The organism is uncultured Pontibacter sp. (assembly GCF_947499215.1).
Lineage (GTDB): Bacteria > Bacteroidota > Bacteroidia > Cytophagales > Hymenobacteraceae > Pontibacter.
In genome coordinates this window covers 92,030-105,812 of record NZ_CANMNI010000002.1, presented here as the reverse complement: position 1 = coordinate 105,812, position 13,783 = coordinate 92,030, and the positions used below count along the sequence as shown (strand labels likewise).

Below are 13,783 nucleotides of genomic sequence, written 5' to 3'. Positions count from 1 at the left end.
ACCATCCGTAAATGAAAGGCAATGGTTTTCGCATCATTTCTAATTTTGATTTTACGCAGTGCTATACCTGTTTTGCACGCTTTGGTTCTTTATTTGAACCTCAAAGCTTAACTTGCCTCCATATTGTTGCGTTAAAAACACACTATGGAAGAAACGAAACTCATACTGGCAGGGGCCGCTCTAAACCAGACCCCGCTTGACTGGGAAGCCAACCTGCTCAACATACGATCCGCTATTTTAGAAGCCACCACCCGCAATGTAGATATTCTGCTGCTGCCAGAGCTCTGTATCACCGGCTATGGTTGCGAAGACATGTTTCTGCACCCTTGGTTTGCCGATGAGACTTTTGAAAAACTGCTTCAGGTAAAGGAGTGGTGCGACAACATCACCGTCTGTCTGGGAGTGCATGTGATTATCGGGCAGGATGTGTTTAATACGGCCTGTGTTATTAAAAATAAGGAGATTGTAGGCTTTACTGCAAAGCAGTTTCTGGCCCGAGACGGTATACATTACGAACCGCGCTGGTTCACACCGTGGCCTGCCAATGTGGTAGAGGAGTTTGAAATGAAAGGCAAGCGCTACCCCATTGGCGATATCATCTATGAAGAGAGAGGCGTGAAGTATGCCTTTGAGATATGCGAGGATGCTTGGCGAACCAACCGTCCGGCCGAGCGGCACATGCCAAAGGGCGTGCAACTAATCCTCAACCCGAGCGCCAGTCACTTTGCCTTGAGCAAAACCGACCTACGCCACCGGCTGGTTGTGGAGGCCTCCAAGAAATACCAGTGTGCCTACCTGTACGCTAACCTGCTCGGTAATGAGTCGGGCCGTGTGATATTTGATGGAGAGGTGCTTATCGCGCAGAACGGAAAGCTCATCCGGCGCAACGAACTGCTCTGCTTCAAGGACGTGGATCTGGAGTGCGCCGAGGTTTGCTTTGGCGACAATCCAAAGATAGAGGAGACAATTGAGTACCTGCCGCCTATTGATGAGAACGCCGAACTGATAGCCGCCCTGTGCTTAGCGCTGTTCGACTACATGCGCAAGAGCCGCAGCCGTGGCTTTGTGCTCTCTCTTAGTGGTGGCGCTGACTCCTCGTGCTGTGCCGTGGCGGTGGCGGAAATGGTGCGCCGTGGTGTGGATAGCTTAGGCGTGACCGGTTTTGTGACCAAGGCACGCATGTTCTCACTGAAAGACGCTGAGTATTTTGAGTCGCTGCCGCAGGATGAGGTGGTGAGAGTGCTAGTCGGTCGCATGCTTACTTGTGCTTATCAGGGCACGGTCAATTCATCGGATGCCACCTATACCTCTGCCAGAGAGCTGGCCGAATCGATCGGTGCCGTGTTCCATGACTGGACAATTGACGATGAAGTGAAGGGCTATACCTCCAAAATTGAAAAAGCCATCGAGCGCGACCTGACGTGGGAGCAGGATGATGTCACGCTACAGAACATACAGGCCCGTGTGCGGGCCCCGGCTATTTGGATGCTCGCTAACATTCACAACGCCTTGCTGCTGGCCACCTCTAACCGCAGTGAGGCCGCGGTGGGCTATGCCACCATGGATGGCGACACGGCCGGCAGTATTTCCCCGATCGCAGGTATAGACAAGGACTTTATTCGCCAGTTCCTGATCTGGATGCAGGAGGAGCTTGGTTATTTGGGACTCGACTACGTGAACAACCTGCAGCCATCCGCGGAGTTGCGCCCGTCTGCAGAGGACCAGACCGATGAGAAAGACTTAATGCCGTATGAGATACTCAACATGATCGAGCGCTTAGCATGGTACGATCGTCTTTCGCCGAAGCAGGTGCTGGAGCGATTGGTGAAGGATAACGTAGCGCCCGCTAAAAAGCTGGAAGAGCATGTGCACAAGTTCTATACACTGTGGTCCCGCAACCAGTGGAAACGCGAACGCTACGCTCCGGGCTTCCATCTTGACGACTACAACTTGGACCCGCGCAGCTGGCTTCGCTACCCAATCCTGAGTGGAGGTTTCCGGGAAGAGCTCCGCAACTTGAAATAGTCCGCAATTTGTACCTATACCAAGGCATCATTCTATACCTGCACGAGCGGGGAGGGGTGATGCCTTTTATTTTGCCAAAGCGCTATACCTGTGGATAATTTATACCTATACCTGTTAATCGTCGGTTTTTTCGCTTTGCTAATTATCGTAACTTTGGCAGAACCATACCTTTGTTTATGAGCATTCTGAACTATATCACGTGGGATGTAAGTCCCTCTATCTTCTCCATCGGCTCCTTTGAGGTACGCTGGTACGGTCTGCTGTTTGCACTTGCCTTTGTATTTGGGCAACAGATCTTGACAAGAATCTACGTGGCAGAGGGCCGCACGGAAGGCGACGTGGATGTAATAACCCTTTACATGATCATCGGAACGGTAGTAGGCGCTCGTTTAGGCCATACCTTATTCTATCAGCCCGAATATTATCTGAGCAACCCCATCGAGATTCTCAAAATCTGGGAGGGCGGGCTTGCCAGTCATGGTGCCACCATTGGCATTTTGCTGGCCCTGTGGCTGTTCAGCCGGAAGCAGAAGTTCGATTATATGTGGGTATTGGACCGTATTGTGATCGTGGTCGCATTGGGTGGAACCTTGATCCGACTGGGTAACCTGATGAATTCGGAGATATTCGGGCGGCCGACCGATCTTCCTTGGGGCTTTATTTTTGTGCGCCAAAGCGAGTACTCGCATGTGCCACGCCACCCTACACAGCTTTACGAATCACTTAGCGTATTCCTGTTGTTTGTGCTGCTTTACTGGCTGTGGAAGAAATACAAGGAGGCGCTCCCGAGAGGCTTACTGTTCGGTATTTTTGTAACGGCCCTGTTCACCTTCCGCTTCTTGGTGGAGTTCCTGAAAGAAGACCAAGTGGCAAAAGAGGCAACGATGGCACTCAATATCGGTCAACAGCTGAGCATTCCGCTTATCTTAGCTGGCCTTGTAATTCTGTTCATCGTGTGGCGCAACCCTAAGCCGGCTCTGGCGGGCGGAAGATTGGAGCGTGAGGCTGTGGGCAAGAAATAACCTGAGTCAAAGAGATATAAAAAAAGGAGGCCGGCATTTATTGCCGGCCTCCTTTGTGTTTAGAGCTTCTGCAAATCTAGTTCAAGCTGTAGCGGAACAGACCTCCGCTTTCACTTGTGATAACCATGGTCTGTTCGTCTTCAAATGCCACAGCCTCTGTCTGCCCGGCCTCTTTCATGGACACCTTCTGATAGTCGCCTTCATAAAAGGAGGCAGGGTCATCCACATTCTCAAAGACATGTAGCACCCCTTCGCTGGTCAGGGCTACAGTTTCGCCACTTGGGCTTATGGCCGCCCCCGTTACAGGTACTCCTAACTTGTGTTTGCCTACCAGTTTAGCTTTGTACTGCCCGCCTTTGTCTGGCAGTTCGTATACTTTGGCCAGCTCCTTGCGGCCTCTGTCCTTCGAGACAAGGTATAGCTTGCCCTCGTGCCAGAATAATGCCTCCACATCGTAATTCATGTCGTCTTTTTTGGGCGGAAACTTCTTTTGGTCCTCATACGAGAAGCGTATCGCCTCAATTTGTTCCGGGCTGTTTAGGTTGAGTTTGTAGATGGCCAATTCGCGGCGCTTGTTGTTGTTGTTGCCCGTGTCGGATATGTAGAGGTTGCCCTTGTCATCGCGGGTGAGGTCCTCCCAGTCTACATTAGGCAGTTTGAGCTTGATGGTCTGTTTCAACTTTCCCTTTTCGTCAATCAGGTAGAGGTGAGGCTTGTTGCCGGCATCATTGTGGGTGACATAAACCTTTTTGTCTGCCAGAAATTCTACGCCAGAGCTTTCACTGATGGGGGAGGGCAGGTTGGCTAGTTTTTCTACATTACTGGAAGTTGTGGTATTGGAGGTGGCAGAATCGGCGGGGCGACCCAAAAAGTAAAAAAGGGCGACCATGACCGGTATAAAAAAGGCAAGTATTTTTAACATGAGCTTCATAGACATATTAGTGAATGCAGGGGCGTATTGGTATAACGGAAAGCCAAAGCACTGTGGTTACGTAGAACACGTAAATGCCAAGAAACTGGTAGAGATTATTGAAAAAAGCCTAATGGAGATCAAGAAAATAAAGGAAACTTGCCTGTATGTGGCAGACTTGCAGCGGACCCGTTCATTCTATGAAGGCCAACTAGGGCTACCCGTAATAGGAGAAGTAAAAGGGCGCCATATCTTTTTCCGGGCGGGAGCATCGGTACTGCTGTGCTTCCTGCCTGAAATGTCAAAAAAAGGTGGCACACTGCCGCCACATTTTGGCTCAGGACAATTGCATCTGGCCTTTGAGGTAAGCCGGGAAGATTATGACGGATGGAAAAATAAAATAGAAGAGGCAGGTATACCTGTTGAGCAGGAGTACGACTGGGGGCGGGGCTATCTGTCCTTCTACTTCCGCGATCCGGACCAGCACTTACTCGAAATTGTGATGGAAGGGATGTGGGAAAAGAACTAGCAACAGCTTCTTTAGCATAATACGAATCCTACCGTGTGAATACCTCTTTCTGGATTTTTTTAATTGCTAACGAGAGGCTCCTTTTTTTAATCTTCGGGGCATGCAAGCCTAAAGAGTGTTGTGTTTCCCGTTTCTTGATTGGCTTCAAACCAAACGGCAGTCGGAGCCAATTTACCGGCATAATAAGGTATTTGATTAGCAGAAAACAGATAAAAAAAGTGCTTAGGCTGATGATGAAAAATTTAAGACTGATGCTCCAGTCTGATTGCAGCAGGTAGTATCCTAATGCCACGATGACAGTCTGGTGCAGAATATAGAACGGGTATACCATCTCGTTGGCCTGTGTCAGATATTTATTTTTCAGGTTGAGATGCTGCATCGCAAAGCCAAGTATAACCATCAGCCAAAACCATCGGTTACTTTGCTTCAGCACGTAATATGTCGTTAGCTCCATCCCGCCCAAATCAATGTCTTTAAACCAGTAGAAACTATACAGTATGGCTAAGGTTGCAGCTGCGAGGCTTAAACTGAACCAACGCACTTGTCTCACCTTTTCCTGCAGCTGTGGAAGCTTCATCAACAGAAAACCGATCAGGAAAACTGTGATATAGAGGAAGTGATTTGCCCAGTCATCCACTAGTGCGTTAGTAGCCGGAAAGCGTTCGTTTAGAAGTATACCGCCTATACTCAACCATAATGCCGGTACTGCCAATAGCATCCAGTTCTGTATACCTGCTGCGTGTATGCTGGCACTACGCAGGTATACGAGTAGCGGCAAGAGCAGCAAACTGTAGCAGAAGATGTAAGTCAGGTACCAGAGATGGTGCCAGCTGAAGTTGCCTTCCGGGTAGGGCTCGAATTCGAACACAGAAGGATAGAAGCTTAAGTAATCCGTGGCTGTGCCCTGCACTGCTCGTTCAAAGTATACCTGAGGCGGTACTACTAGCAGCATACCAATGACCAATGGGAGTAAAATGCGTTTCAACCTGTCTTTGGCAAAGGTACCAGCACTCCGGAATCCCAAGGCAAAATATACGCCCACACCTGATACCAGAAAAATAAGAGACATGCGCCACTGGCTCATAAAGATCATCGGCACCTCCAGTGTTTGGCTAATAACCGGATTCTTGACGTGCCAGTCCCAGCTGACGAAGTACATACCAGTGTGGTAAAAGATGAGCAGCGAAAAGGCCAACACCCGCAGCCAGTCGAACTCGTAACGTCTGATTTTAATTTGATTTTCCATAGCGTTTCGTTTTGATGTAAACATCGCCAAAGAGAACCAAACCAGAAGAATCTGCCGATAAGTGCGAGGTGCTAACTTATAGGGAAGTACTTAAATTGAGCCAGAAACGGCCGTTTTGCGGTATTGCCCCGGCGTTTTGCCGGTATACTTTTTAAAGACGCTGCTAAACGCCGACTTCGACATATAGCCCACCTGCTCGGCCACCTCTTCTACTTTAAGATGCTGCCGGGCAGGGTCGGCCAGTATGGTTTTGGCCTCCTGTATGCGGAGCTCAGCCAGATACTCAAAAAAGCTCTTGCCTAGGCGCTCGTTTAGGCTCTGGGAAAGGTAATGAGGCGAGGTGTGCAGCTGTTTGGCCAGCATAGGGAGCGAGGCCGATGGTTGGATGTAAAATTTTTCCTGCTCAGCCGCTTTCAGCTTCTGGATTAGATCCTGCTTGGCCTCCTCGCTTAGGGCAGACTTCTCATACTTTACCTGCACCACAGGCTGAAAGAAAGCAGAATCGGTGATGATCTTGTAGCTGGCGAAGAAGAGCTGCACTACCAGAAACATGGCTAGAAAATGATCGCCCAAGTCGCGCTCATAGCTTAGCTTAACGATTACGATCAGTACCAGCGTGGCAACAAAAAAGAACAGTAAGAACTTGGCCCAAGTATAAAAGTATGGGTTAGGGGATTCAGCTGTACTCTGTTTCCTCAAAAGCAAAAAGCATAACATAATGTAAAGGAGAATGTGCAGCATGGTCAGCTCGTTTACATACCTCGTCCAGAGCAACGGGTCCATGAAAAACTCAATAGTAACCGGTAAACGCTCCATCTCCGGGAAATAGGCCCCTATGTATGCGTTGTATTTAACTTCCTCCGGCTGTATGTAGAAAAGGATGTGGTAGAGAAAGTACACTACAAAGGGAATGAAATGCAGCCACTGCCTCTGCGTCCACTTGTTACCGTTCAGGCTCCGGAAAAGCAGGTAGGTGAGAGGACCAACGGCAAAATTTGCCGGCTCCGAGAAATCGACTAGCGGGAGCACCCTGAACATAAGGCCGCTATAGCATAGAAAAACCTCCAGCACCATGCAGGCAAAAGTAAAGACCAATGCCGCCAGCAGCAGGTGGTGATAGGGTTGCCGGTGCGGGCGCTTGGCTAAAAACAGCAGACTCATAAAGAAGCCCTGCACCACGCCCACCAGCAGGATGGCTGCAAACCAATCGAATCGGAAGAAGAGCTCTGTTTGTGGCATTGGCAAGAAAGGGGGGCTACTGACAGTTCATAAACTAAAGCTAAAACTAAATTTCAACTTAAGTTTAAGTATACCCTAAAATTCAGGGCTTGGATTTTAGGGTAGGTGTTTAAAAAGAAAAGCCCCCGCTGTGTGCGGAGGCTTTTGCAATGATTCGGTCGATTTAATTACTGCAGACGCGCCTGTATTTCTTCGATCAGACCATCGTAACGCTTCAGCAGACGGCCCCAGTCTTTGAAGTCCTCATCGTCTTTCACACTGATGTTGCGTGCGGTGTTGTTCTCACGCTCGTGGCGCTGGCTTACGATCTTCACCACATAAGTCAGGTCGTTAGAATTTCCACCACTACTCACAATGACACGGGTCCTGATCATGTTGGCCCCGTTAAAGTTCTGCACCTGCCATGCGCTAGTCAAATAGCCAGTATTATAGTCCACTGTCTCCAGCACGTCGAAACGTTTCGTGATGATTGAGCTCAGAATCCTCCAAGCGTCGGCCGGATCTACAGCCTTGTTAATGGGTATCGTAATGCGCACATTGGCCATGTCAGATGAGATGGACGAGGTATAGGCTTCATCAACGGCCAGCTCCACAAACTCGGTAGGCTCCGGAGCCTGCATGTTCTCTTGGTTGCAGTAGTTCTTGATGTAGCGCAGGAAACCGTCTTTTGTAACACGTACTTCAACGCAGCCGTTCTTCGGCACTTTCAGGTCGTATTTACCTACGCCAACCACTTTGCCGGCCACTTCAATGTTAGCGTCAGCAGGTGAGGAAGTGATTTTTACCAAGCGGTCTTCCAGCAATGCGCGGGAGCGCAGTGGAGGGATCGGGTCTGTCGCAGGTTTGTTACAGAATACCTGCACTACTTCTGCAAAGCCATCTTTGGTAACAGTCACAGTCACGCAGCTGCCAAAAGGTACGCTTACGTCCGTGTTGCCCCTGCCGCTTACTACACCGTTGAGTGCCACGGATGCATCGGCTGGTATTACCTCAAGGCGCACTTGGCGGTCTTTCAATTCAAAAAAGTCTTTAACGGGAGGCGCTTCGCGATCTTTCTGATTGTAGTATACCTTAGTTTGTGGTGCGAATCCGGGCTTTTTGATCTCGACATTCAAAAACTTGTCTTTCTCTACGATCAGGTTAATACGCTTTGTGCCCGCCAAACGTCCGTCTATGTAAATCTCTGCATCGTATGGCTCCACGCTAATGTCAACTAGGCGGTTCGCAAGCTCTACATTCTGCGTCTTGTCCCACTTCATCGTACGCGGAAATTCTTTAATAACAGGCTCGTATCCTTCTTTCACAACAGCAATACGGTTACGGGAGTCTTTGCTGAGCTTCAGCTCGATACTTCCCATGCCAAGCTCTGTCACAGGGCTATTATCGGCGTCATTCAATAAGTAGAACTTAGCGTCAGGAAAGTTGGAAGAGATGTTAATCTTGCTCTGTGCAAAAGCTGAAAGTGATACAAAGCAAAACAGGAGGGATATGTAGAAGATTCTCTGCATACAGTTAAGGTAAAGGGATGGAAAAATGTAAAAATGGTTGGTTTTGAATGTGTTATATGAGGGCAAAGTTAAAATATATTTCTATATTTTAATATATAACACGAGGTATACTTCTAAAAATACCCAGAAGTGGGTATTCCGAAGGGGGGCAACAGTGGCTTTAACTGACTTGAAAAGTAACAAGGTTGAAGCTGTAATGCTAAGCTTACAAATGCAGTAGAAGTGATTGGTCGATCGTATGGCCTCCTTCGAAGGTATGGACTTGTGGTTTGATGCCTAGACGGCGCATGATCTCTTGCTGATGCTGCAGCCTTTCTGGGGTGATAAACTCGTCCTGCGTGCCATACACCACATCCACTGGTATACCTGTAAACGCCGTTTTACCTGACTCAAAATCAATGTCCTCAGGAAAAGAAGCAGCCCAAAGCACAAGGTGTTGGCAAGACACCTGCCCAGTAGCCAGCCAGCGGCAAACCGTAGCGCCACCCTGCGAGAAGCCCAGCACATGCACCCGCACATCGGCAGGAACTTGCTGCAAGAGCTCCTGCAACAGCAGGTTCAGATATGCTGCTTGATCGTCTATTTCAGAGAGGCGATCTTCTTTGGTCATCCAAGTGGCGCCCACTCGGCCGGAGAAGCCATCCAAGTAAAAGCGGGAAAGTCCCTCCGGTGCTACTACCACGGTAGCACCATCGTCCAGCACAGCGAAATGCCGCAAGAAGTAACGGGCCAGCTGTCCATAGCCATGGCACACCACCCATAGGTCGCGTGTTTGCTCCGAAGGTGTTCCCAAGGTATAGTAGCGCGCCGTACGTGGCACTATCAGCTGGTGCGCGTGCATGACTTACAAATGCTCTTTCGTGAACTGGAAAGGCAGAAGGTCGCTTACGCTGCGGAGGCGGTAGAATTTGCCGTCCGGGCCTTGCAGTAGCACAGGTATCGCTTCGCCTTGCTTGTGTTCGTACTCGGCCATCACTTGGCGACAGGCACCGCAGGGCATGGCTGGCAGGAAATGCTGCTCGCTTCTGCGGCGGGCAGTCACGGCGATCATCTTTATCTTTTTGTTGGGGTGATGGGCACTCATGGCGAACAGGGCGGTGCGCTCTGCACAGAGGCCGGAAGGATAGGCTGCATTCTCTTGGTTGCTGCCTTTGAACATGGTGCCATCTTCAAGCACCAAAGCGGCGCCTACCAGAAAGTTGGAATAAGGGGCGTAGGCATCCTTAGCCGCTTGCTGGGCCAGCTCCATCGCGTCGCGCTCCTGTTGGGTTAGTTCGTCTGCCGAGTCCAGTACGTCGATGCAGATATGTATATTCAGCTCACTTGCCATTTAAGACCTTGTAGGTATAAAAATTAGAAAAGGGCTATAAATTTAACGGAATATTCTGATAAAACAATGCAAAAGGTTGGCCTTGCAGGTGGTTATTGCTAAATTCAAACGCAACGACACGAACGCTATGAAAAAAATACTCCTTCTTGGGGCCGGCCGCTCCGCCTCTTCGCTTATCCAATACCTGTTACAACAAGCGCCCTCCGAAAACTGGCACATCACCATCGGCGACATCAACGTGGATCATCTTCGGAATAAACTCTCGCAGCTAGGCTTTGCCAAGGCCATTGTTTTTAATGTGCACGACGAGGCGCAGCGTGCTGCAGAGGTAAGTAAGGTCGATCTGGTGATCTCGCTTTTGCCAGCTATCTTTCACATAGAGGTCGCGCGTGAGTGTCTGAAGCAGGAGAAACACTTGATCACTGCATCGTACGTCTCGCCGGAGTTCAGAGAGCTGCATGAAGAGGCCAAGCAAAAGAACCTGACTATCCTGATGGAGTCGGGCCTCGACCCGGGAATAGACCACATGTCGGCCATGGCGGCAATTCAGCGCGTGCAGGGCATGGGCGGTCACATCACGTCATTTAAATCTTACACAGGCGGACTGGTGGCGCCGGAGTCGGACAACAACCCTTGGAACTACAAGTTCAGCTGGAACCCGCGCAACGTGGTGCTGGCTGGACAGGGGACGGCCAAGTACATCAAGAACGGCGAGTATAAGTACATTCCATACCATCAGCTTTTCAAACGAACAGACGAACTATACGTGGAGGGCTACGGCCACTTCGACGGCTACGCCAACCGCGACTCGCTCAGCTACCGGGAGCATTACGGCCTTCAGGATATCCCAACCATGCTGCGCGGCACGCTGCGCCGCATTGGCTACTGCGCCGCTTGGGACGTGTTTGTGCAACTGGGCCTCACCGACGATAGCTATGGCTTGGAAGGAGTGGAGAGCATGACAAACCGCAGCTATCTGGAAGCCTTTCTGCCACCGGCTGCCTCTACCGACGAAACCCTACAGCAACGCCTGTGCCGTTACTTAGGTATAGCCCCCGAAGGTGAGATCTTGGAAAAACTCGAGTGGATCGGTTTGTTTGAAGAAACGCCAATTGAGATGCAAGCCGCCACACCGGCACAGGTGCTTGAAAAGATACTAGTAGGCAAGTGGAAGCTGGAGCCCGGAGACAAAGACATGATCGTGATGCAGCACCTGTTTGAGTACGAACTCAACGGCGAGCAGCATGAACTCACTTCCTCGCTGGTAGTGCTAGGCGACGATTCCGTACAGACGGCCATGGCCAAAACCGTGGGCCTGCCGGTAGGTATACTGGCGAAGCTCTTGCTACAAGGCAAGATTGACCGTCGCGGAGTAATTATACCGATCTACCCGGATCTGTACGAACCCGTGCTGGAAGAACTGAAAGGATATGGGGTGGACTTTGTGGAAGAGGAAAAGGTAAAGGCCGCCCATTAACAGGTATAGCCTAAAGCACTTCTCAGAAGATCAGATAGTAATCCCGCAGCAGTGCTGTAAAATCAGCGGTATAGGTTGTGCTGTCTTCTTCGCGGATGTCGAGGGTTTTAGTAACCGCCTGTGCTGTTGGTTCGAAGGTATAGGTTTGCACATGACGAATGCACTTGCCCCCGGTGCGGGTATAGACCTCCAGCGTTTCGGCTAGGTATAGCTCGTGTACTTTGGCAAGTTCTGCAAAGTGATTCGCCTCTACAGGCGGTAGTAACAGGTATAGTTTGCCTTCTGGTGTCAAGTGCTTTTGCGCGAAAGTCAGAATGTCTTCAAACAGCAGATCGCCGGTATGCTTGGCGGTATTTTTGGCGGCATCATCAGACTTAAGCGAGGCCAGAAAAAATGGCGGGTTCGACAGAATAAGGTCGTATTGCTGCGTACAGGTTTTCGCAAATTCCTGCAGGGGCATGGAATGCAGATGCAACCGCTCCGCCCAAGGACTTTCGGCAAAGTTCTGCGCCGCCTGTAACTGCGCCTCCGGATTTATCTCCACCGCTTCCACCACTGCCTCCGATCGCTGCGCTACCATCAAGGTTAGCAAGCCTGTACCTGTTCCAATATCCAGTATCCGTTTCGCCTGACGTACCTCCACATAGGCCCCAAACACACAGGAATCCGTGCAGACTTTCATCGCGCACAGGTCTTGGTTGATGCGGAACTGTTTGAATTGAAAGTAGGAGTTGGGCAAGGGATTTAAAATGAATAATGGCTAGTGAGGAGTGAATAATTATGAAAGCAAAGGTATGGAGTTTTAAGAGAATGTAGGCTTGTCTATACCTGCCCATCTTTATTTGTCTGAATCAGGATTCTCAGGATTTAAAGATTTGCAGGATTTTCGCAAATGCCGGGTCAAACCGCCCCTAACTTCTCATTGTCCAAGGCGGGGAAGTTTTGTGCATGATTAACATCCCCCTGCCCCCTTCGAAGGGGGACTTTCTGCCTATTGCCATTTGCCAAGTATAAGCCTTGTAGTTTTTGTTAATGCACATACCATTGGTACGCATTGCAAGCTAACTTGCCCATTGAGCTATGAAATATAAAGCACTAGCCCGGTGCATAACAGACGATTTTGTGTCTGAGCGGTCAGCGAGTTTAAAATCGTCTTGACTTTTTTGCTTACTTTTTGTGTCAAGACAAAAAGTGAGTGCCCGCCGCACAGGCGAAGCTATAGAACAAATCAGGTTGCTATACCTGCAACAGCAGTTACTAGAGAGCAAAAAATATTGCGAAAGCAAAAAACTATCACTTCGAATTAAACTGCCCCGACTCAAACCCCTCGTCAATCAACAAATTTGGCGATAGCGCACTGGCAACCGCCAATTCGTCGCAGCGCTCGTTCTCGGGGTGACCAGCATGGCCTCTGATCCAAACGAAACGCACGTTGTGCTTGGCATATACCCGTAGGAAGCGAGCCCAGAGGTCGCCGTTGGCTTTGCCGGCGAAGCCCTTCTTCTGCCAACCAAAAACCCAGCGCTTTTCCACAGCATCGACTACGTATTTAGAGTCAGAGTAGACCGTGACAGGTATACCGGGTTTGGTAATCGCCTCAAGTCCCACAATCACAGCCAGTAGTTCCATGCGGTTATTCGTGGTTTTACGGAAACCGGCAGTCAGTTCTTTCTCGTGATTTTTCCAGCGCAGTATTGTGCCATACCCTCCCGGTCCCGGATTTCCTCGTGATGCACCGTCTGTAAAAAGCTCGATCATGTTTTGATTGTGAATGAGTGAATTGAGTGAGTTTTAAATTGTGAATGAGTAACTGAGTGATTATTCATAAATGGAAATTAATTTACTCATTCGCTCAATCACTCATTAATCTAAATAGGTAGATTCGTTTTGAACAGCTTAATGGCGATGGCCAGCAGGATAACGCCAAATACTTTGCGGAGCACGTTGGCACCTGCTTTGCCGAGTTTGCGCTCCAGCCAAGGCGAGGCCTTGAGAACGATGTAGACGAACATCAGGTTCAGCACAATGCCCACCAGCACGTTCGGCAGAGAATAGGCAGCACGCAAGGAGAGGAGTGTGGTCATGGTACCGGCACCCACAATAAGCGGGAAAGCCAAGGGCACAATCGAGCCGCTCTTTACCTCCGGGTCGGAGTGAAAAAGGTCTTTGCCCAGAATCATCTCCAAACCGATGAGGAAGATAATAATGGCACCTGCCATCGCGAATGATTCGAAATCAATACCAAACAGCTGCAGAATGCCGTCCCCCACAAACAGGAACACGATCATCAGGATACCCGAAATAATCGTCGCTTTCTCCGATTCGATCTTGCCCTCGCGCTTACGGAGGTCGATGATGATGGGAATGGAGCCGAGTATGTCGATTACCGCGAAGAGAATAAGCGTGACTGACGCAATTTCCTTGAAACTGAACAGTTCATGAATCATTGGTTTGCTAGTTGTTAAACTGTTTGAAGCACAAGCAGTTAAGTGTGTAT

The 13,783-nt window shown here is 49.6% G+C and carries 13 protein-coding genes; 4 read left to right on the top strand and 9 right to left on the bottom strand.

The window, feature by feature from the left end; all coding sequences use genetic code 11:
- Positions 1-144: 144 nt before the first annotated feature.
- Both nadE and lgt read left to right on the top strand, forming a co-directional pair.
- Positions 145-2,025 carry an NAD(+) synthase gene (gene nadE, locus Q1A04_RS08320; protein ID WP_299703877.1) on the top strand — a complete coding sequence of 627 codons (1,881 nt, stop codon included), beginning with the start codon at positions 145-147 and terminating at the stop codon, positions 2,023-2,025.
- A 176-nt stretch (positions 2,026-2,201) separates the two neighbouring features.
- A complete protein-coding gene (gene lgt / locus Q1A04_RS08315; RefSeq protein ID WP_299703873.1) occupies positions 2,202-3,047 on the top strand; it encodes a prolipoprotein diacylglyceryl transferase in 846 nt (281 codons plus the stop codon).
- Between the two features lie 76 nt (positions 3,048-3,123).
- Here the strand turns inward: lgt and Q1A04_RS08310 are convergent, their stop codons facing one another.
- Positions 3,124-3,969, bottom strand: coding sequence for a hypothetical protein (locus Q1A04_RS08310; protein ID WP_299703870.1), 846 nt, complete (start codon positions 3,967-3,969; stop codon positions 3,124-3,126).
- On the opposite strand from Q1A04_RS08310, the gene Q1A04_RS08305 reads away from it, so the two are divergent.
- Positions 3,968-4,486 carry a VOC family protein gene (locus tag Q1A04_RS08305; RefSeq protein WP_366943833.1) on the top strand — a complete coding sequence of 173 codons (519 nt, stop codon included), beginning with the start codon at positions 3,968-3,970 and terminating at the stop codon, positions 4,484-4,486. The two genes, Q1A04_RS08310 and Q1A04_RS08305, sit on opposite strands and share 2 nt — an antisense overlap.
- Positions 4,487-4,514: 28 nt before the next feature.
- Here Q1A04_RS08305 and Q1A04_RS08300 read toward each other — a convergent pair whose 3' ends face one another.
- The 5 genes from Q1A04_RS08300 to cdd form a co-directional block, all read right to left on the bottom strand.
- Positions 4,515-5,732 carry an acyltransferase gene (locus Q1A04_RS08300; RefSeq protein ID WP_299703867.1) on the bottom strand — a complete coding sequence of 406 codons (1,218 nt, stop codon included), beginning with the start codon at positions 5,730-5,732 and terminating at the stop codon, positions 4,515-4,517.
- 90 nt (positions 5,733-5,822) lie between these two features.
- On the bottom strand, positions 5,823-6,971 hold the full coding sequence (locus tag Q1A04_RS08295; RefSeq protein WP_299703864.1) for a helix-turn-helix transcriptional regulator: 1,149 nt from the start codon (positions 6,969-6,971) through the stop codon (positions 5,823-5,825).
- A gap of 167 nt (positions 6,972-7,138) precedes the next feature.
- The gene (locus tag Q1A04_RS08290) at positions 7,139-8,479 is read right to left on the bottom strand and encodes a hypothetical protein (protein ID WP_299703861.1); all 1,341 of its coding nucleotides are present in this window, start codon (positions 8,477-8,479) and stop codon (positions 7,139-7,141) included.
- A 205-nt stretch (positions 8,480-8,684) separates the two neighbouring features.
- Entirely contained in the window at positions 8,685-9,320 is a 636-nt protein-coding gene (locus Q1A04_RS08285; RefSeq protein ID WP_299703859.1) for a phospholipase, read from the bottom strand.
- Between the two features lie 3 nt (positions 9,321-9,323).
- Positions 9,324-9,809 (bottom strand): cytidine deaminase, encoded by a 486-nt coding sequence (gene cdd / locus Q1A04_RS08280; RefSeq protein ID WP_299703856.1) that lies wholly within the window; start codon positions 9,807-9,809, stop codon positions 9,324-9,326.
- A gap of 127 nt (positions 9,810-9,936) precedes the next feature.
- Between cdd and Q1A04_RS08275 the strand changes: the two genes are divergently transcribed.
- Positions 9,937-11,286, top strand: coding sequence for a saccharopine dehydrogenase C-terminal domain-containing protein (locus tag Q1A04_RS08275; RefSeq protein WP_299703853.1), 1,350 nt, complete (start codon positions 9,937-9,939; stop codon positions 11,284-11,286).
- Between the two features lie 22 nt (positions 11,287-11,308).
- On the opposite strand, the gene Q1A04_RS08270 is transcribed toward Q1A04_RS08275, so the two are convergent.
- The 3 genes from Q1A04_RS08270 to Q1A04_RS08260 all read right to left on the bottom strand — a co-directional run bounded on the left by Q1A04_RS08270 (position 11,309) and on the right by Q1A04_RS08260 (position 13,721).
- Positions 11,309-12,025: a methyltransferase gene (locus tag Q1A04_RS08270; protein ID WP_299703850.1), complete on the bottom strand. Its 717-nt coding sequence runs from the start codon at positions 12,023-12,025 to the stop codon at positions 11,309-11,311.
- A gap of 554 nt (positions 12,026-12,579) precedes the next feature.
- On the bottom strand, positions 12,580-13,044 hold the full coding sequence (rnhA, locus tag Q1A04_RS08265; RefSeq protein WP_188502868.1) for a ribonuclease HI: 465 nt from the start codon (positions 13,042-13,044) through the stop codon (positions 12,580-12,582).
- 110 nt (positions 13,045-13,154) lie between these two features.
- Positions 13,155-13,721: a MarC family protein gene (locus Q1A04_RS08260; protein WP_191184121.1), complete on the bottom strand. Its 567-nt coding sequence runs from the start codon at positions 13,719-13,721 to the stop codon at positions 13,155-13,157.
- Positions 13,722-13,783 lie beyond the last annotated feature (62 nt).